General features: G+C 66.2%; 12 protein-coding genes. 4 read left to right on the plus strand and 8 right to left on the minus strand.

Translation table 11 applies throughout. The features are described from left to right. Window positions 1-29: 29 nt before the first annotated feature. The 3 genes from PTT45_RS12445 to PTT45_RS12455 all read right to left on the minus strand — a co-directional run bounded on the left by PTT45_RS12445 (window position 30) and on the right by PTT45_RS12455 (window position 3,444). Window positions 30-1,700 carry a multidrug ABC transporter permease/ATP-binding protein gene (locus PTT45_RS12445; RefSeq protein WP_273813607.1) on the minus strand — a complete coding sequence of 557 codons (1,671 nt, stop codon included), beginning with the start codon at window positions 1,698-1,700 and terminating at the stop codon, window positions 30-32. A 22-nt stretch (window positions 1,701-1,722) separates the two neighbouring features. Further along, window positions 1,723-2,289 carry a sigma-70 family RNA polymerase sigma factor gene (locus PTT45_RS12450; protein ID WP_273813608.1) on the minus strand — a complete coding sequence of 189 codons (567 nt, stop codon included), beginning with the start codon at window positions 2,287-2,289 and terminating at the stop codon, window positions 1,723-1,725. Between the two features lie 132 nt (window positions 2,290-2,421). After that, window positions 2,422-3,444, minus strand: coding sequence for a zinc-dependent alcohol dehydrogenase family protein (locus PTT45_RS12455; RefSeq protein WP_273813609.1), 1,023 nt, complete (start codon window positions 3,442-3,444; stop codon window positions 2,422-2,424). A gap of 196 nt (window positions 3,445-3,640) precedes the next feature. Between PTT45_RS12455 and PTT45_RS12460 the strand changes: the two genes are divergently transcribed. The 4 genes from PTT45_RS12460 to PTT45_RS12475 all read left to right on the plus strand — a co-directional run bounded on the left by PTT45_RS12460 (window position 3,641) and on the right by PTT45_RS12475 (window position 10,540). Continuing rightward, window positions 3,641-4,558: a LysR family transcriptional regulator gene (locus PTT45_RS12460; protein WP_273813610.1), complete on the plus strand. Its 918-nt coding sequence runs from the start codon at window positions 3,641-3,643 to the stop codon at window positions 4,556-4,558. 161 nt (window positions 4,559-4,719) lie between these two features. Continuing rightward, window positions 4,720-5,961 carry a multidrug efflux RND transporter periplasmic adaptor subunit MexE gene (gene mexE / locus PTT45_RS12465; RefSeq protein WP_273813611.1) on the plus strand — a complete coding sequence of 414 codons (1,242 nt, stop codon included), beginning with the start codon at window positions 4,720-4,722 and terminating at the stop codon, window positions 5,959-5,961. Window positions 5,962-5,972: 11 nt separating this feature from the next. Then, window positions 5,973-9,155: an efflux RND transporter permease subunit gene (locus tag PTT45_RS12470; RefSeq protein WP_273813612.1), complete on the plus strand. Its 3,183-nt coding sequence runs from the start codon at window positions 5,973-5,975 to the stop codon at window positions 9,153-9,155. Continuing rightward, window positions 9,152-10,540 (plus strand): efflux transporter outer membrane subunit, encoded by a 1,389-nt coding sequence (locus PTT45_RS12475; RefSeq protein WP_273813613.1) that lies wholly within the window; start codon window positions 9,152-9,154, stop codon window positions 10,538-10,540. Before PTT45_RS12470 ends, PTT45_RS12475 begins: the two co-directional genes overlap by 4 nt. Before the next feature lie 170 nt (window positions 10,541-10,710). Here PTT45_RS12475 and PTT45_RS12480 read toward each other — a convergent pair whose 3' ends face one another. The 5 genes from PTT45_RS12480 to PTT45_RS12500 all read right to left on the minus strand — a co-directional run bounded on the left by PTT45_RS12480 (window position 10,711) and on the right by PTT45_RS12500 (window position 19,136). After that, on the minus strand, window positions 10,711-11,169 hold the full coding sequence (locus PTT45_RS12480) for a PA2169 family four-helix-bundle protein (RefSeq protein ID WP_273813614.1): 459 nt from the start codon (window positions 11,167-11,169) through the stop codon (window positions 10,711-10,713). Window positions 11,170-11,322: 153 nt separating this feature from the next. Further along, window positions 11,323-13,476, minus strand: a complete 2,154-nt coding sequence (gene glgB / locus PTT45_RS12485) for a 1,4-alpha-glucan branching protein GlgB (RefSeq protein ID WP_273813615.1) — start codon at window positions 13,474-13,476, stop codon at window positions 11,323-11,325. Further along, entirely contained in the window at window positions 13,473-16,772 is a 3,300-nt protein-coding gene (treS, locus tag PTT45_RS12490) for a maltose alpha-D-glucosyltransferase (RefSeq protein ID WP_273813616.1), read from the minus strand. Before treS ends, glgB begins: the two co-directional genes overlap by 4 nt. Window positions 16,773-16,785: 13 nt before the next feature. After that, complete coding sequence (locus tag PTT45_RS12495) at window positions 16,786-18,777, minus strand: alpha-1,4-glucan--maltose-1-phosphate maltosyltransferase (RefSeq protein ID WP_273813617.1); 1,992 nt, start codon at window positions 18,775-18,777, stop codon at window positions 16,786-16,788. 116 nt (window positions 18,778-18,893) lie between these two features. Then, window positions 18,894-19,136, minus strand: a complete 243-nt coding sequence (locus PTT45_RS12500; protein ID WP_273813618.1) for a hypothetical protein — start codon at window positions 19,134-19,136, stop codon at window positions 18,894-18,896. Window positions 19,137-19,141: the final 5 nt, after the last annotated feature.

A 19,141-nucleotide genomic window follows, 5' to 3' on the forward strand; every position in this document is an offset into this window, starting at 1 on the left:
GCGCTCCGAAAGGCGGCTCGAGGCGTGCCTCAGGCCGGAACGGAACCACCGATCTCGCGCACCGCGTCCTGGGTGGCGCGGTCACGGGCCTCACCGGTGAGCTCGGACAGGCGTCCGCCATCCATCTTCAGCAGGCGGTCGGCCTGGTCGAAGTAGTGGTCGTCGTGGGTAATGGCGAGCACGGTCTTGCCGGCTGCCTTCAGCTGCGGCAGCAACTCGCGGTAGAACAGGCGACGGAACAGTGGGTCCTGGTCGGCGGCCCATTCGTCGAGGATCAGGATGTCGCGGTCCTCGAGCATCGCCAACATCAGCGCCAGACGCTTGCGCTGACCCTGAGAGAAGCGCGTGTCGGCCAGGCGACCGGCGGCGAACTTGACCTTGTGGCGCAGGCGCAGGCGATCCAGCCACTGGCCGACCAGGGATTCATCCACTTCCGCTGCCGCCGGCCCGAGCAGGCGGGCGAACAGGTGGAAATCGGTGTACACGCTGGCGAACAGCTGACGATAAGACTGCCACTGGTGCGGCTGTACGACGTGACCATCCAGGCGGATCTCGCCGCTGGCTGGGCGATGCAGGCCGGTGAGCAGGCGCGCCAGGGTCGACTTGCCGCTGCCGTTGCCACCGACCAGAAACACCAGTTCGCCACGGCGCAGCTCCAGGTCGACGGGGCCGACATCGAAGCCGGCCTCGTCACCCTCCCCCGGATAGCGATAGACCAGGCCATCCAACTGCAGGCTCTGCCAATCACCCAGGCTGGGTACGGCGGCGATATCGCTGGTCTCTGGCGCCAGGTCCAATGCTTCCAGCTTGTCCAGCGAGATGCGCGCGGCCAGCAGACTGGGCAGCGCGGCAACGGTGGCGACCATCGGTGCACGGAGGAACAGCACAGTCAGGGCGAAAGTGGCGGCGACTTCGCCGGAGGCCCAGCCCAGGCCGCTGGCGCAGAAGAACACCAGGCCAATGCTGCCCAGCACCATGGCGTTGGCCCAGTTGCCGGCCAGGCCGTTAAAGATGTCGGCGCGGGTGACGTTATCGCGATAGGCGCGGGCGTCGCGGTCGAACTCCTCGTCGTAGAGCATGCGCGCGCGGTCACGGTTGAGCGCCAGCTCCTTGCGACCGTCGATGATCGACTGGTAGTCCTGGTAGAGGTTGTCCTCGGCCTCGCGCAGCAGGCGGATGTGGTGATTGACCTTGCCGACGAAGAACCAGCCCACCAGCAGGGTCAGGCCCAGCCAGCCGGCGGTGATACCGAACAGTGCCGGCGACAGCCAGGCCAGGTAGCTGAAGGCAGCGATGCTGAGGATCAGGCCGTAGGTCAGCTCCGGCATATAGACGAAGGCGATGGTGATGTTGCGGATGTCGCTGGACAGGCTGGCGAGAATGCGCGCGCCGCCGATCTGCTCCAGGCGCTCGATGTCGGTGTCCAGTACGCGACGCACCAGGCTGCGGCGCAGGCGGTAGACGAAGCGGTGACCAAGGGTGTGCAAAGCCACCTGCCCTGCTCCCGAGCTGACCATCAGCAGCGCCAGCAGGCCGAGGAAGCTGAGCAGCGTGGTCGCCAGCTCGCCCTCCAGGCGGATCAGCTTGAGGTTGATGAAGGCGATCACGCCGACGCTGAGCACCGCGCTGCACAGGCTCAGCAGGACGATGCCGGAGAGCGGCAGGCGGTTATCGCGGAACAGCAGTTTGAGCAGTTTCATGGCGAGTCCAGAACGACGGGAGTCAGGCCGCCTCGGGTTCGAGGCGGCTGCGGCAATGGCTAAGGGCGTCACGCAGGAGGAAATGCACCAGGGTCGGCGAAGCGCTGAGATGGCTCGCCACCTCGCGCTGGCTGTAACCTTCCAGCTGGCTCATGGTGAACACCGTGCGGGTACGCTCGGGCAGTTCGCCGAGGGCAAGTTGCAGGCGCTGCCACTCGAGCTGGCCGATGGCCCGCTGCTCGGGGCCGGACTGCGGTGCTGGCAGTTCGTCGAGCAGCTCATCGTCGGCGCTGTAGCGACCTTCCAGCGCATGGCGACGCAGACGGTCGATCGACAGGTTGCGCACCATGCGGAACAGGTAGCGCAGCGGGTCTTCGATGGCGTGACGGTCGCCGCTTTCCCATAGTTTGAGGAAGGCGTCGTGCACCACATCTTCGGCCCGCGCGCGGCAACCGAGCACGCTCTGGGCGGCATCGATCAGCACCCGGCGGTGGCCGGTGTACAGGCTCTCCAGCCCATTTTCCTTGACGTCTTGGGGCGATGCTACCGGCGTGCTGCCGAAGTCCCCCCAACTGCCCAACATTCCCATAGCCCGATCCTCGGCCGCAGTCTGCTGCGCATCTTAATGATAATTCTTATCATTTCAATGCTGGCATTCATCTTTTCTTTCTCCCAATGAAAACGCCGCCCGAAGGCGGCGTTTAGCCATCATAGCTGGTGATCACGCATCCAGCGTCATCACCACTCGCCCACCGGCCGGACAGGTCTCCATGAACTCGTTGGCAGCGACGAAATCGGTGAAGTCGAAGCTTCTGGAAATGCTCGGCTTGAGCAGGCGGTCGGCGGTCATCTGGTTGATCCGCGTCAGCGCGCGCTGCACCGCTGCCTCGTCACGCTGCAGGCCCAATTCCGGCTGGCCGGTGAAGTCCAGCACACAGTGACGGAAGAACTGCAGGTGCTTCTTGAACGCCGCGCAGGCCGGGAAGGCTGCATCGTTGCCGCCGTTGACGCCGTAGATGATCAGCTTGCCGCGGGTCGCCGCGACGTCGCCGAGCAGTTTCATCTGCGGGCCGGCGCACTGGTCCAGCACCACTTCTACGCCCTTGCCGTCGGTGAAGCGCTCGACTTCCAGGACCAGGTCCTGCTCCTCGGTGTCGATCACCTTGTCGGCGCCCAGTTCACGCAGGTAGGCACGGGTCGCGCCTTCGCTGGTGGCGGCGATGACTTCGGCGCCCAGCGCCTTGGCCATCTGCACGGCTTGTGGCGCCAGGCAGTGGGCGGCTTCGGTGATCAGCACGCGCTGCCCCGGCTGCACCTCGGCCAGTTCGACCAGGGCAAAGTAGGCCAGCATGTAGGGCGTGTAGTGCACGGCCGCCTCGCTCGGGCTGAGCACGTCGGGATAACGGGTCAGCGCATTGCGTGGCATCAGCACCAGATCACCCCAGGCCGGGTACTGGTTGGGGCTGAAAGCCGGGAAGCTGGCCACGGCCATGCCGGGAGTGAAGTCCGTGACATCGGCGCCGACGGCCTCGACTACACCGGCCAGCTCGAAGCCGACGCCGGCAGGCAGTTGGACGGCCTCGTCCGGCGACAGGCTCTGCCGCCACAGCACATCGCGCCAGCCGACGCCGAGTGCCTGGGTACGTACCAGCACCTCATCGGGGCCTGGTTTGGGCGTCGGCATATCCTCCAGACGCAGCACGCTGGCATCGCCGAACTGGTGGAAACGGATCATGCGGGACATCAAACACCTCGCCTTCATATTGCTATGGCCACGGACTCTATACGGGCTTTTCCAGCAAAACTACCCGCACAGATTGATAGTCACCATAAATATGGATGATCCATAAGCGGCACAGGTTCAGCTTCACCACGCTCGCGGACTTGACGGCGGCTCCGCGCGGCCGCACCTTTCGCAGGTTCCCGAATGGATGCCGAGCATGAATCGCAACGACCTGCGCCGTGTCGACCTGAACCTGCTGATCGTGTTCGAAACGCTGATGCACGAGCGCAGCGTGACGCGTGCTGCGGAAAAACTGTTCCTTGGCCAGCCGGCGATCAGCGCCGCCCTCGCCCGCCTGCGCAGCCTGTTCGATGATCCCCTGTTCGTGCGGACCGGCCGCAGCATGGAGCCGACCGCGCGGGCCAACGAGATCTTCGGCCTGCTCTCGCCAGCGCTCGATTCCATTTCCACCGCAGTCAGCCGCGCCACCGACTTCGACCCTGCCACCAGCAAAGCGGTGTTCCGCATCGGTTTGTCCGACGACGTCGAATTCGCCCTGCTGCCGCCCCTGCTCCGCCGCCTGCGTGCCGAAGCCCCTGGCGTGGTGCTGGTGATTCGCCGTGCCAACTACCTGCTGATGCCCAACCTGCTGGCCTCCGGTGAAATATCGGTAGGCGTTAGCTACACCGATGAGCTGCCGGCCAACGCCAAGCGCAAGGTACTGCGCCGCAGCAAGCCACGCCTGCTGCGCGCCGACAGCGTGCCGGGCAACATCGCCCTCGACGACTTCTGTGCACGCCCGCATGCACTGGTGTCGTTCGCCGGCGACCTCAGCGGCTTCATCGACGAGGAACTGGAGAAGCTCGACCGCAAGCGCCGCGTGGTGCTTGCCGTGCCGCAGTTCAACGGCCTAGGCACCCTGCTGTCCGGTACCGACATCCTGGCCACCGTGCCGGACTACACCGCCGCCGCGCTCACCGCCGCCGGCGGCCTGCGTGCCGAGGACCTGCCGCTGGATAGCCGCACCTTCGAGCTGCACATGTGCTGGCGCGGCGCCCAGGACAATGATCCTGCCGAGCGCTGGCTGCGTTCGCGCATCCAGATGTTCTGCGGCGATCCGGACAGCCTCGCCTGACTCCGCGCGAGCCCTCTATCACGCGGGCTGCAGAAACTATTAACGCAAGAGGCTGAATCATCATTACGGATGATGTTCAACTTCGCAGCGTTCGATTAGTCTCATCAAAGCCGCCAAATCAGACTCCGCCCCATTCACAAATCCGACTGGCGGAGTCAAACATGGAACAGTCACGCAATATCTCCTGGGGCCTGCCCCTGGCCATCACCGCAGCCCTGGCGCTGAGCGCCTGCGGCAAGGGCGAAGAAGCCAGCCAGCAGGCTGCAGCCGCCAAGGTCAGCGTTGCCGAGGTGATCGAACAGCCAATCAACGAGTGGGATGAGTTCACCGGCCGCCTCGAGGCTCCGGAGTCCGTCGATATCCGCCCACGCGTCTCCGGCTACATCGACCGCGTTGCCTTCGACGAAGGCAGCCTGGTGAAGAAAGGCGACCTGCTGTTCCAGATCGACCCGCGCCCCTTCGAGGCCGAGGTCAAGCGCCTGCAAGCGCAGCTGCAACAGGCCCGCGCCGATTACACCCGTACCGCCAACGAAGCCCGTCGTGGCGATCGCCTGCGCCAGAGCAATGCCATCTCCGCGGAACTGGCCGACGCGCGCAGCAGTGCCGCCACCGCTGCCCAGGCGCAGGTCGCTGCCGTTCAGGCGCAACTGGACAACGCCCAGCTCAACCTCGGTTTCACCCGCATCACCGCACCGATCGATGGCCGCGTCAGCCGCGCCGAAATCACCTCGGGCAACCTGGTCAACGCCGGCGAGTCGCTGCTGACCTCGGTGGTCTCCACCGACAAGGTCTACGCCTACTTCGACGCTGACGAGCGCGTGTTCCTCAAGTACGTCGAGCTGGCGCGCAAGGCCGGTAGCGATGCCCGTGGCGCCAGCCCGGTGTACCTGGGCCTGACCAGCGAAGCCGGTCACCCGCACCAGGGCCAGCTGGACTTCCTCGACAACCAGGTCAACCCGCGCACCGGCACCATCCGTGGCCGCGCCGTGTTCGACAACAGCAAGGGCGAGTTCACCCCCGGCCTGTATGCCCGCCTCAAGCTGGTCGGCAGCAGCACCTACCCAGCTGCGCTGATCAAGGACGACGCGGTCGGTACCGACCTGGGCAAGAAATTCGTCCTGGTCCTCGGTGAGAACAACACCGTGAACTACCGCGCCATCGAGCTCGGCCCGAAGCTGGAAGGCCTGCGCATCGTCCGTACCGGCCTGGCCAAGGGCGAGAAGATCGTGGTCAACGGCCTGCAGCGCGCCATGCCCGGTGCCACCGTCGAACCGCAAGCGGTGCCGATGGCCGACGAGGCCACCCTCGCCCAGCTCGCCAACCTGCGCCAGGCCGTGGATGGCCGCGACGCTCCGCGCGTAGCCGACAAACAAGTCAAATCCAGCAACGCACCGCGCGGCTGAGGTAGAACTTCATGAACTTCTCCCAGTTCTTCATCAAGCGGCCGATCTTCGCGGCCGTGCTGTCCCTGCTGGTCTTGATCGCCGGTGCGATCTCGCTGTTCCAGCTGCCGATCAGCGAATACCCGGAAGTGGTGCCGCCCACCGTGGTGGTGCGCGCCAACTTCCCCGGCGCCAACCCCAAGGTGATCGGTGAGACCGTCGCTTCGCCGCTGGAACAGGCCATCGTCGGTGTGGAAGGCATGCTCTACATGTCCTCGCAGTCGACCAACGACGGCAAGCTGACCCTGACCATCACCTTCGCCCTGGGTACCGACCTGGATAACGCGCAGGTGCAGGTACAGAACCGCGTGACCCGCACCATGCCGACCCTGCCCACCGAAGTGCAGCGGCTCGGCGTGACCGTGGACAAGGCCTCTCCGGACCTGACCATGGTAGTGCACCTGACCTCGCCGGATAACCGCTACGACATGCTCTACCTGTCCAACTACGCCGCGCTCAACGTCAAGGACGAGCTGGCGCGCCTGGACGGTGTGGGCGACGTGCAGCTGTTCGGCATGGGCAACTACTCGCTGCGTGTGTGGCTCGACCCGAACAAGGTGGCTTCGCGCAACCTCACCGCCACCGACGTGGTCAACGCCATCCGCGAACAGAACCGCCAGGTCGCTGCCGGTGCCCTCGGCGCGCCGCCCACCGATGCCGGCAACAGCTTCCAGCTGTCGATCAACACCCAGGGCCGCCTGGTCAGCGAGGAAGAGTTCGAGAACATCATCATCCGCGCCGGTGACGATGGCGAGATCACTCGCCTGAAGGACATCGCCCGCGTCGAGCTGGGTTCCAACCAGTACGCCCTGCGCTCGCTGCTGAACAACCAGCCGGCCGTGGCCATCCCGGTATTCCAGCGCCCCGGCTCCAACGCCATCGAGATCTCCGACTCGGTGCGCGAACGCATGGCCGAACTGAAGAAGAGTTTCCCCCAGGGCGTGGACTACGAGATCGTCTACGACCCGACCATCTTCGTGCGTGGATCCATCGAGGCGGTAGTACACACCCTGCTCGAAGCCATCGTGCTGGTGGTGCTGGTGGTGATCCTGTTCCTGCAGACCTGGCGCGCCTCGATCATCCCGCTGGCCGCCGTGCCGGTGTCGCTGATCGGTACCTTCGCCGTGATGCACCTGTTCGGCTTCTCTCTCAACGCCCTGTCGCTGTTCGGCCTGGTGCTGGCCATCGGCATCGTGGTGGACGACGCCATCGTCGTGGTGGAGAACGTCGAACGGAACATAGGCCTGGGCAAGTCGCCCATCGATGCCACCCGCCAGGCCATGAAGGAAGTGACCGGCCCCATCGTCGCCACCGCCCTGGTGCTGTGCGCCGTGTTCGTGCCGACCGCGTTCATCTCCGGCCTCACCGGGCAGTTCTACCAGCAGTTCGCGCTGACCATCGCCATCTCCACCGTGATCTCGGCGTTCAACTCGCTGACCCTGTCGCCGGCCCTGGCTGCCGTGCTGCTGAAGGATCACCACGCGCCGAAGGACCGCTTCTCCCGCGTGCTCGACAAGCTGTTCGGCGGCTGGCTGTTCAACCCGTTCAACCGCTTCTTCGACCGCGCCAGCCATGGCTACGTCTGCACCGTGAAGCGCGTGCTGCGGGGCAGCTCGATCGCCCTGTTCGTCTATGGCGGCCTGCTGGCGCTCGGCTACCTGGGCTTCTCCAGCACCCCGACCGGTTTCGTGCCGCAGCAGGACAAGCAGTACCTGGTCGCCTTCGCCCAGCTGCCGGACGCCGCCACCCTCGACCGTACCGAGGACGTGATCAAGCGCATGTCGGAAATCGCCGGCAAGCACCCGGGCGTGGAGAACACCGTGGCCTTCCCAGGCTTGTCGATCAACGGCTTCACCAACAGCCCGAACAGCGGCATCGTGTTCACCCCGCTCAAGCCGTTCGATGAGCGCAAGGACCCGAGCCTCTCGGCCAATGCCATCGCCGCCGAGCTGAACGCGCAGTTCGCCGATATCCAGGATGCCTACATCGCCATCTTCCCGCCGCCTCCCGTACAGGGTCTCGGCACCATCGGTGGCTTCCGTCTGCAGATCCAGGACCGCGGCAGCCTCGGCTACGAGGAGCTGTACAAGCAGACCCAGAACATCCTGGCCAAGGCGCGCGCGCTGCCGGAGCTGAACCCCATGTCGGTGTTCACCAGCTACCAGGTCAACGTGCCGCAGATCGATGCCAACATCGACCGCGAGAAGGCCAAGACCCACGGCGTGGCCATCAGCGACATCTTCGACACCATGCAGGTGTACCTGGGTTCGCTGTATGCCAACGACTTCAACCGCTTCGGCCGCACCTACCAGGTCAACGTCCAGGCCGACCAGCAGTTCCGCCTGGAGCCCGAGCAGATCGGCCAGCTCAAGGTGCGCAACAACCGTGGCGAGATGATCCCGCTGTCGACCTTCGTCAAGGTGGACAACAGCGCAGGTCCTGATCGCGTGATGCACTACAACGGCTTCCTCACCGCCGAGATCAACGGTGCGGCAGCTCCCGGCTACAGCTCCGGCCAGGCCGAAGCGGCCATCGCCAAGCTGCTCAAGGAGGAGCTGCCCAACGGCATGACCTACGAGTGGACCGAGCTGACCTACCAGCAGATCCTCGCCGGCAACACCGCGATCTTCATCTTCCCGCTCTGCGTGCTGCTGGCCTTCCTAGTGCTGGCTGCCCAGTACGAGAGCTGGAGCCTGCCGCTGGCGGTGATCCTGATCGTGCCGACCGTGCTGTTCTCCGCCATCGTCGGGGTGATCCTGGCCGGCGGCGACAACAACGTCTTCACCCAGATTGGTTTGATCGTGTTGGTGGGCCTGGCATGCAAGAACGCCATCCTCATCGTCGAGTTCGCCAAGGAGAAACAGGAAGAAGGCCTCGACCGCATCAGCGCGGTGCTGGAAGCCTGCCGCCTGCGTCTGCGCCCGATCCTGATGACCTCCATCGCCTTCATCATGGGCGTGGTGCCCCTGGTGCTCTCAAGCGGCGCCGGTGCCGAAATGCGCCATGCCATGGGCGTGGCGGTATTCAGCGGGATGATCGGCGTGACCTTCTTCGGTCTGCTCCTGACCCCTGTGTTCTACGTGCTGATCCGCGCCTTCGTGGAGAAGCGCGAAGCACGCAAGGCCAACCAGATCGCTCACGAGGTGCATGCATGAAGCCGTTGATTCCCGCCCTGCTCGCCCTCGCGGTCAGTGCCTGTGCCGTCGGCCCGGACTACAAGGCGCCAGAAACCCAGCCAGCGCAGATCACTGCGCTGGAGGCCGGCGACTACGACCGCACCGATTTCGAATCGGCCTGGTGGCAGCAGTTCGAAGACCCGACCCTGAGCCAGCTGGTCCAGCAGTCGCTCAAGGAAAACCGCGAGCTGCGGGTGGCCTTCGCCCGCCTGCGTGCCGCCCGCGCCATCCGTGACGATGTCGGTAACGACCAGATGCCGGTGATCACCAGCCGCGCCAGTGGCGAGTTCGGCAAGGCCCAGCAACCGCCGACCAGCGAGGAGCGCATCCGCCAGGAGCGTTACGACCTGGGCCTGGACATGGCCTGGGAGCTCGACCTGTTCGGCCGTATCCAGCGCACCATCGAAGCCAGCGACGCGCAGAGCGAAGCGGCCGAGGCCGAGCTGTACCAGCTGCAGGTCAGCCTGATCGCCGAATTGGTGGACGCCTACGGCAACCTGCGTGGCGCCCAGCTGCGCGAGCGGATCGCCCGTGACAACCTGAAGAACCAGCAGGAGTCGCGTGGCCTCACCGAGCAACTGCGCGACGCCGGCGTCGGCAGCGAGCTGGACGTGCTGCGCAGCGACGCACGCCTGGCCGCCACCGAAGCCAGCCTGCCGCAACTGCAGGCCGAAGAGGCGCGTGCCCGTCACCGTATCGCCACCCTGCTCGGCCAGCGTCCGGAACAGCTGACCGTCGACCTGTCGGCCAAGCCGCTGCCGATGATCGCCAAGGCACTGCCGATCGGTGATCCGGCCGAGCTGCTGCGACGCCGTCCGGACGTGCGCGTGGCCGAACGCCAGTTGGCCGCCGCCACCGCCAACGTCGGGGTAGCTACCGCCGACCTGTTCCCACGGGTCAGCCTATCCGGCTTCCTCGGCTTTACCGCCGGGCGTGGCTCGCAACTCGGCGCCGCCGATGCGCGGGCCTGGGGCGTGGCACCGACCATCAGTTGGGCGGCGTTCGACCTGGGCAGCGTGCGGGCTCGCCTGCGCGGCGCCGAGGCCGACGCCGATGGCGCCCTGGCCAGCTACGAGCAGCAGGTGCTGCTGGCTCTGGAAGAGTCGGAAAACGCCTTCAGCGATTACGCCAAGCGCCAGCAACGTCTGGTCTCGCTGGTGCGCCAGTCCGAAGCCAGCCGCGCAGCGGCAGCCCAGGCCGCAGTGCGCTACCGCGAAGGCACCGAGGACTTCCTCGTGCTGCTCGACGCCGAGCGCGAGCGCCTGGCCGCCGAAGACGCCCAGGCCCTGGCCGAGATCGAGCTGTACCGCGGCATCGTCGCCATCTACAAGGCCCTCGGCGGAGGCTGGCAGCCGAGCGCCTGATCCACATTCGGCCCGAGCCTGCTCAGGCCACCCAGTCCCTCCTGGGTCGACCCTGCCCTTTGTCGGCCATTGCGCTCCCCACGGCTGCTCCTGGCCGTGGGGATTTTTTTGCGCTCAAGAAAACGAAAACGGCCGGCAAATGCCGGCCGCTTGTGCGGGGTACAGCTCGATCAGCTGGCGCGGGCGATATTACGCAGCGCCTTGATCTGGTCGTGGTTGCGCAGCACGCCGTTGTACTGGCGCTGCACCACCTCGCGGACCTTCACTGGCAGGCTGGTTTCCTTCAGCGCCTCGGAGTAGTGCTTCTTGGCCACGTCCTCGCCGCGCTCGCACTCGTTGAGGATGGCTTCGTCGCTCTTACCGGTGACCAGCGCCTTGAGGTCGACCCAGCGGCGATGCATGTCGCCGCCGACGCTGGTGCTGTCTTCCGGCTTGCCACCCAGCTCCAGCACCAGGCCCTGCAATTCACCGGCAGCGGCGGCGCACTCGCGCGAACGGTTGCTGAACAGCGACTGCAGCTGCGCGTCCTTGACGTCCTTGGCGCAGGTGCGGAACCCGGCTTCGCCGTCCTTGCTGGTTTCGATCAGGTTGTTGAGGACCTTGATGGTGTCTTTGAGGGTATCGCTCATCGCTTGCTTCCTTTGCCGGCAGTGCCGACTGCTGTGGATGATGACAGTAGAGGCGCGGGTCCGGCCTGCGCCGCCTATGGGAATCGACCGGACCGCTTCGAGGGGTGTTCCACCTACCCGATGGGCGGTCGGCTTGCAGATCAATGACTTGGCTCAGAGCGGCGCGAGCACCAGCACGCCCAGCGGCGGCAGGTCGAGGTTGAGCGACTGTGGCTGGCCGTGGGCCGATTCCACCGAGCACTCCCGCTCGCCTCGGCTGCCGGCGCCAGAGCCAAGGAACTGCTCATCGTCACTGTTGAGCAGCACCTGCCAGCGGCCCCGCTGTGGCACGCCGACGTGGTAGCCATTGCGCGGCAGCGGCGTGCAGTTGAGCACCACCAGTAACGGCGGCTCGCCGTCGGCCTGGCGCAACCAGGCGAATACGCTGTTGCGCTGGTCATCGCCGATCAGCCAGCGGAAGCCCTCCGAACGACCATCCAGGCGATGCAGGGCCGGATAGTCGCGGTACAACCGGTTGAGCTCGCGCACCAGGCGCTGCACGCCGGCATGTTCGGCAAAGCGCAGCAGGTACCAGTCGAGCTGCTGGTCGTGATCCCACTCGCGCCACTGGCCGAACTCGCAGCCCATGAACAGCAGCTTCTTGCCCGGATGCATCCACATGAAGCTGAGGAATAGGCGCAGGTTGGCGAACTGCTGCCAGCGGTCGCCGGGCATCTTGCCCAGCAGCGAGCCTTTGCCGTGCACCACCTCGTCATGCGAGATGGGCAGGATGAACTGCTCGGAGAAGGCGTAGATCAGGCCGAAGGTCATCTGGTGGTGATGGAAACTGCGGTGCACCGGGTCCTGCTGGATATAGGCCAGGCTGTCGTGCATCCAGCCCATGTTCCACTTGTAGGCGAAGCCCAGACCGCCTTCGACGCTGGGCCGGCTGACCCCGGGCCAAGCGGTGGACTCTTCGGCTATCACCAGCGCGCCCGGCGCCTCGCTCGCCACTACCTCATTGAGGTGGCGCAGGAACTCGATGGCCTCGAGATTCTCGCGGCCGCCATGACGATTGGGAATCCACTCGCCTTCCTTGCGCGAGTAGTCGCGGTAGAGCATCGAGGCCACCGCATCCACGCGCAGGCCATCGATGTGGAAGGTGCGCAGCCAGTGCAACGCCGAGGCCAGCATGAAGCCGTGCACCTCGATGCGCCCGAGGTTGTAGATGAAGGTGTCCCAGTCCTGATGGAAGCCCTCGAAGGGGTGCTCGTACTCGTACAGCGCGGTGCCGTCAAAGCGCGCCAGGCCGTGCTCGTCGGTGGGAAAGTGGGCCGGCACCCAGTCGAGGATCACGCCGATGCCGGCGCGGTGGCAGGCGTCGACGAAGGCGGCGAAGTCGGCCGGCGAGCCGTAGCGCGAGGTCGGTGCGAACATCGACAGCGGCTGATAGCCCCAGGAGCCGCCGAACGGATGCTCCATCACCGGCAGCAGCTCGATATGGCTGAAGCCCATGTCCAGCACGTAGGGAATCAGGCGCTCGGCCAGCTCGGCCCAGGTCGGCGGGCGCTCGTCCACATGCTGCCAGGAGCCCACGTGTATCTCGTAGATGCTCAGTGGCCGGTCATGGCCCTGGTGTTCGCGGCGCTTGGCGAGCCAGTCCTCGTCGTTCCAGTCGAACTGCAGTGGCGCGGCGACCCGCGAGCCGGTCGCCGGCGGCGCCTCGCCCTGCAACGCCAGCGGGTCGGCCTTCAATGGCAGTACGCCGTCAGAGGCGAGAATCTCGTACTTGTACACCTCGCCGATCGCCAGGCGCGGGATGAACAGCTCCCACACGCCACTCGGGTAGCGCAGGCGCATCGGGTGGCGGCGACCGTCCCAGCCATTGAAGCCGCCGACCACCGAGACCCGCCGGGCGTTGGGCGCCCAGACGGCGAAACGTACGCCGGGCACGCCGTCGATCTCGATGGGCTGCGCGCCCAGGCATTGCCCCAGCTGGCGGTGGTTACCTTCGGCGAACAGGTACAGGTCAATCTCGCCGAGCAGCGCGCCGAACGAGTACGGGTCCTCGACCTCCTGCTCGCCGTCCGGCCAGTGGACGCGCAGGCGATAAGGCTGCTCACGCTGCAATGGCAGACTGAACAGGCCAGCAGCGTCGTCCAGATGCATGGCGCCGAGCACCTCGCCGCTATCTGCGCCGAGCAGCTCCACCGCCAGCGCGCCGGGTAGCCAGGCGCGCACCAGCGGCCCGCGCTCATCGCGCTGCGGGCCGAGGAAGGCAAAGGGGTCGCCATGTTCGGCGCGGCGCAAGCGTTGCAGGTCGTTCATCGGCCATGCCCTTGTAGTTGATGGAGCAGTTCCAGCAGCCCGCTCAGTGGCACACCCAGCCAGTCGGGGCGGTAGGCGGCTTCGTAGAGCACCTCGTAGGCGGCCTTCTCCAGGCTGAACAGGGCCAGTGCGGCGCCCTCGCCTTCACGTGCATGCCATTCGTGCGGAAGATCGGCGGCGGCCAGGCGGTAGGCGTCGTAGAAGGCCGTGCGCGCCTCCCCGCGGTAGCGGGCGACCAGGCTCTGACGACGCTGCTGCGCCTCCTCCGACGAGTCGGTTCCCTGGGCGTTGCGCAGTGCCAGGGCCGCGGCGTAGTCGAAGGAGCGCAGCATGCCGGCGACATCCTTCATCGGGCTGTGGCGCTGGCGGCGCTGCTCCAGCGGCCGGCTCGGCTCACCCTCGAAGTCGATGAAGTAGGCGTCGCCCTGCACTACCAGCACCTGGCCCAGATGCAGGTCGCCGTGCACGCGGATGCACACGCCGCCGGCCGCCAGGCTGGCCAGGTCGCGCACCAGGCGCTGCAGTTCGTTGCGCTGCTGCAACAGGCCGTCCAGCTCGCGTGCCTGGGTATCGTCCAGGCGGCTGCGGCCTTGGTCCAGGGCGTCCAGCGCCTGCTGTAGCTGGGCGGCGATGGACTCGCCCCATTGCTCGCTGTGCTGCTCGCCACTCGGGCGCACGCCGAAGTCCGGATCGTCGCTGGGCTGTGCCAGCACCAGGTGCATCTCGCCCAGGCGTTGCCCGAGTATGCCGGCGAAGGTGCGCAGCTCGCTAAGGGCGTCGTACGAGCTGTCGACCACCGAGCTGCCGCCAGTCAATTCGTCGCGCAGTGCCCGTTCCAGATTGTTCAGGGTCCAGCTCCAGGCATCGCCCTGGTTGCCGAGGTAACCCTGCAGGATCATCAACGTGTGCGACTCGCCCTCGCCATCCACCCGGCGCACTTCACCGAGCATCGGCGCGACATTGGCGTAGCCGTGGGCGGTGAGGAAGCCGCCCATCTCCGCCTCCGGGTGCACGCCCGGGAACAGCCGGCGTACCAGCTTGAGCACCATGCGCTCGCCGATGATCAGCGAGCTGTTCGACTGCTCGGACGAGATCACCTGTACCTCTTCGCCGGCCACTGCTTGGTAATCGGCAAAATTGACCGTGGCCAGGAAGTGGATCTCCTGCCCCTCGCCCTGCAACACCTGGCGGCTGTGCAGGTGGGCGAGCACCTCGTAGGTGAATGCCGGCAGGCTGAAGGCATCGGTCAGCAGGCCGACCTGGCGCCCACGGCGCAGGCGCGCCAGGGCCAGCTGTTGCGGCAACGGGTTGCCACTCGGGCGTTCATCGACATAGGCCAGCGGTAGCTGGTAACGCTCGCCGTCCAGGGTCACTTCGGCCAGCGCGCCCAGGTCGCCGAAGGGCAACACGTAGGACAGGCTCGGGGCCGTGCCGGTCTCACCGGTGGCGCTGAACCAGCGGCGCTTGCTCAGGTAGGTGCCTAGCACGTCCTGCTCCAGCACCTTGCGCGCGGGCGCTTGCGCCAGCTCCTGCAGGTCGCGCTTGATCACCAGGGTTGGCAGCTCCGGCATGCGCTCCACCGGCGCCATGTGCCAGCTGGGCATCTGTGAGGCATCCGCCAGGTAGAACCAGTAGAAACCATAGGGCGGCAACGTCAGCAGGTAGGTCATCTCGCCGATTGGCGGGAACGACGCGCCGCCGACCATCTCTACCGGCACGCGGCCGTCGTAGGCGGCCAGCTCCAGCTCCACCGCCTGCGCTGCCCGCGACAGGTTGGCCACGCAGAGGATGCTCTCGTCGCGGCCATCGACGCCGCGGTACTCGCGCAGGTAGGCGAGGATGCGCCGGTTGCTCGGTGCCAACATCTTCAGTGCGCCGCGGCCGAAGGCCTTCTGCTGGCTACGCACGGCGAGCATGCGGCGCATCCAGTTGAGCAGCGAGTGGGCGTCGCCAGCCTGGGCCTCGACGTTGATGGTCTGATAGCCGTACAGCGGGTCCATGATCGGCGGCAGCACCAACTTGGCAGGGTCGGCGCGGGAAAAACCGCCGTTGCGGTCCATCGACCACTGCATGGGCGTGCGCACGCCGTCGCGGTCGCCGAGGTAGATGTTGTCGCCCATGCCGATCTCGTCGCCGTAGTACAGCACCGGCGTGCCGGGCATCGACAGCAACAGGCTGTTGAGCAGCTCCACCCGGCGCCGGTCACGCTCCAGCAGCGGCGCCAGGCGCCGGCGGATGCCCAGGTTGATGCGCGCGCGGTGGTCGGCGGCGTAGTAGTTCCACAGGTAGTCGCGCTCGTCGTCGGTGACCATCTCCAGGGTCAGCTCATCGTGGTTGCGCAGGAAGATCGCCCATTGGCTGTTGGCCGGTATCTCCGGCGTCTGGCGCAGGATGTCGGTGATCGGGAAGCGGTCTTCCTGGGCGATGGCCATGTACATGCGCGGCATCAGCGGGAAGTGGAAGGCCATATGGCATTCGTCGCCCTCCTCGCCTTCTTCCATCCCGCCGAAGTACGGACGGGTGTCCTCCGGCCACTGGTTGGCCTCGGCCAGCAGCAGCCGGTCGGTGTAGCGCTCGTCCAGTGCCGCGCGGATACGCTTGAGCACCACATGGGTCTCGGCCAGGTTCTCGTTATTGGTGCCGTCGCGCTCGATCAGGTAGGGAATCGCGTCCAGGCGCAGGCCGTCCACGCCCATGTCCAGCCAGTAGCGCATCACCCCGAGCACGGCGCTCAGCACCCGCGGGTTGTCGAAGTTGAGGTCCGGCTGGTGCGAGTAGAAGCGGTGCCAGAAGTACTGACCGGCGACCGGGTCCCAGGTCCAGTTGGACTTCTCGGTGTCGAGGAAGATGATCCGTGTGCCGGGATACTTGTCGTCCGTGTCGGACCAGACGTACCAGTCGCGCGCCTTGGAACCCTTCTTGGCACGCCGCGCGCGCTGGAACCAGGGGTGCTGGTCGGAGGTGTGGTTGATGACCAGCTCGGTTATCACCCGCAGCCCGCGCTTGTGCGCCTCGGCGATGAAGCGGCGGGCATCGGCCAGGGTGCCGTAGTCCGGGTGCACGCCCTTGTACAGGGCGATGTCGTAGCCATCGTCGCGGCGTGGCGAGGGATAGAACGGCAGCAGCCAGAGGGTGTTCACCCCCAGCTCGGCAATGTAGTCGAGCTTGTCGATCAGCCCGGCGAAGTCACCGATGCCGTCATTGTTGGCATCGAAGAACGACTTCACGTGCAGCTGGTAGATCACCGCATCCTTGTACCACTGCGGATCGTCGAGAAACGGCTTGCTTCGGGCCATGGCGATACTCCTCTCAACGCACCGGGCGCACGCGCCAGATGCCGAACGGCAGGTGCCAGGGTTCGATGCGCATCCACTGCACCTTGCCGTGCCAGGTCCAGCGGTGGCCGGTCATCAGGTCCTCGCCTTCCAGTGCGGCATTGTCGGCCAGGCCGAACTCCCACAGCGGCAGTTCGAAATGCGCTTCCTGGGCCTGGTGCGGATCGAGGCTGACCGCCACCAGGATGAAGTTGTCGCGTTCGGCGGTGTGCTTGCCGAAGTACAGGATGTTGTCGTTCCACGCCGTGTAAGCCTGGAAGCCGAGGTGGCTGTGCAGCGCGCGGTTGTCGCGGCGGATCTGGTTGAGCCGGGTGATCTCGCCGACGATGTTGCCGGGCGCGTGGTAGTCCCGGCTGCGCAGCTGGTACTTCTCGGAGTCGAGGTACTCCTCCTTGCCCGGAACCGGCGCCGACTCGCACAGCTCGAAGCCGGTATACATGCCCCACAGGCCCGAGCCCATGGTTGCCAGCGCGGCGCGGATGAGGAACCCGGCGCGCCCGCTGTGGTGCAGGAAGTACGGGTTGATGTCCGGCGTGTTGACGAAGAAGTTGGGCCGATAGCACTCGCGCCAGGGCGACTCGTTCAGCTCGCTGAGGTATTCGGCCAGTTCCTGCTTGCTGTTGCGCCAGGTGAAGTAGGTGTAGCTCTGGGCGAAGCCGAGCTTGCCCAGGCGCGCCATCATCGCCGGGCGGGTGAAGGCCTCGGCCAGGAAGATCACCTCGGGGTGCGAGCGGCGCACCTCAGCGATCAGCCATTCCCAGAACGGCATTGGCTTGGTGTGCGGGTTGTCCACGCGAAACAGGGTGACGCCCTGCTCCACCCAGCCCTGCACCACCTCCAGCAGTGCCAGCCACAGCTCCGGCACGGCGGCTTCGGCGTAGAAGTCGACGTTGACGATGTCCTCGTACTTCTTCGGCGGGTTCTCGGCGTGGCGGATGGTGCCGTCCGGGCGCCAGCTGAACCAGCCCGGATGCTGCTTCAGCCAGGGATGGTCGGGCGAACACTGGATGGCGAAGTCCAGCGCCACTTCCAGGCCATGGTTGCGCGCCGCCTGCACCAGTTCGCGGAAGTCTTCCAGGCTGCCCAGTTCGGGATGCACCGCTTCGTGCCCGCCTTCCGCGCTGCCGATAGCGTAGGGGCTGCCGGGATCATCCGGGCCGGCCTTGAGGCTGTTGTTCGGCCCCTTGCGGTGGGTGCGGCCGATGGGATGGATGGGCGGGAAATACAGCACGTCGAAACCCATCGCCGCGATGTCCGGCAGGCGCCGCTGCACATCGCGAAAGGTGCCGTGACGCTGCGGATCGCCGCTCTCGGAGCGGGGAAACAGCTCGTACCAGCTGGCGAACTGGGCCAGCTGGCGGTCCACGTCGAGCGGGAACAGTGCGCTGCGCGTCAGGTGCGGACGATGCTCGGCGCGGCTCATCAGCTCGCTGGTGAGCGGATCGAGCAGCACGGCCACGCGCTGGTCCAGCGACTGGCAATCGGTGAAACGCGTCAGCAGCTCGACAAAGCGCTCCGCCAGGCTGGCTGGCGCGCCGGAGCCGATCTCGCGCAACAACTGCTCGCCTTCCTGTACTTCCAGGCTTACCGGCACGCCGGCCGCGTACTTCTTCTTCAATTCGTAGTGGTAGCTGGCGTAGAGGTCCTGCCAGGCTTCGATGACGAACTCCACACGCCCCAGTGCCTCGGGTGTCAGCCAGGCCTGCCAGCGGTCATTGCCCTGGGCACGCATTGGCACACGGCGCCAGTTCGGTTCGCCGTCCTGGCGCCACAGCACAGAGGCGGCGATCTGGTCGTGGCCGTCGGTGAAGATCACCGCGCGCACCTCCAGCGGCTCGTTGACCAGGCACTTGGCGGCGAAGCGGCCCGCCTCGACCTGCGGCGTCACCGACTCGATGGCGATACGGGCGATCTGAACCGCGCGAGTAGCGCTGTTGCGGGATTCTGCCTGGCGAATCGAATGCATCTCGGCGGGCTCCTTGACGCCTGGCGGACGTGGGCTGGGGGTGAAAACGGTGGGCCGGCACGGCTGCCGGTGCATGGAGTTTCCGAGCCCGGCGCGACGGCAAAAGTTCAGCTCGCTTACAACGGGACCCCGTCGGCGTAGAGCACGCCGCGCTCCGGGTGGATATCGAGGATGGCCTGCAGCATGCGCTCGGCGGCGTTCTCTGCCTCGCGCTCGCAGATGCAGTTGGGGTCGAAGACCCAGAGCACCGTGACTTCGCCGCCGTAGCGCTTGGGCTGGTACTCGATCAGGCCGATGAAACCGGCGCCGCTGTACATTGCGTCGGTCCAGGCGGTGCAGTGCTCGAACTCGCGGAACATGGCTT

This window comes from Pseudomonas sp. Gutcm_11s (assembly GCF_028649395.1).
In the GTDB taxonomy this organism is placed as follows: Bacteria; Pseudomonadota; Gammaproteobacteria; order Pseudomonadales; family Pseudomonadaceae; genus Aquipseudomonas.

Coding starts and splice junctions, on each gene's coding strand:
- PTT45_RS12445 (WP_273813607.1), bottom strand. CDS start 1,700: ATGAAACTGCTCAAACTGCTGTTCCGCGATAACCGCCTGCCGCTCTCC.
- PTT45_RS12450 (WP_273813608.1), bottom strand. CDS start 2,289: ATGGGAATGTTGGGCAGTTGGGGGGACTTCGGCAGCACGCCGGTAGCA.
- PTT45_RS12455 (WP_273813609.1), bottom strand. CDS start 3,444: ATGTCCCGCATGATCCGTTTCCACCAGTTCGGCGATGCCAGCGTGCTG.
- PTT45_RS12460 (WP_273813610.1), top strand. CDS start 3,641: ATGAATCGCAACGACCTGCGCCGTGTCGACCTGAACCTGCTGATCGTG.
- mexE (WP_273813611.1), top strand. CDS start 4,720: ATGGAACAGTCACGCAATATCTCCTGGGGCCTGCCCCTGGCCATCACC.
- PTT45_RS12470 (WP_273813612.1), top strand. CDS start 5,973: ATGAACTTCTCCCAGTTCTTCATCAAGCGGCCGATCTTCGCGGCCGTG.
- PTT45_RS12475 (WP_273813613.1), top strand. CDS start 9,152: ATGAAGCCGTTGATTCCCGCCCTGCTCGCCCTCGCGGTCAGTGCCTGT.
- PTT45_RS12480 (WP_273813614.1), bottom strand. CDS start 11,169: ATGAGCGATACCCTCAAAGACACCATCAAGGTCCTCAACAACCTGATC.
- glgB (WP_273813615.1), bottom strand. CDS start 13,476: ATGAACGACCTGCAACGCTTGCGCCGCGCCGAACATGGCGACCCCTTT.
- treS (WP_273813616.1), bottom strand. CDS start 16,772: ATGGCCCGAAGCAAGCCGTTTCTCGACGATCCGCAGTGGTACAAGGAT.
- PTT45_RS12495 (WP_273813617.1), bottom strand. CDS start 18,777: ATGCATTCGATTCGCCAGGCAGAATCCCGCAACAGCGCTACTCGCGCG.
- PTT45_RS12500 (WP_273813618.1), bottom strand. CDS start 19,136: ATGTTCCGCGAGTTCGAGCACTGCACCGCCTGGACCGACGCAATGTAC.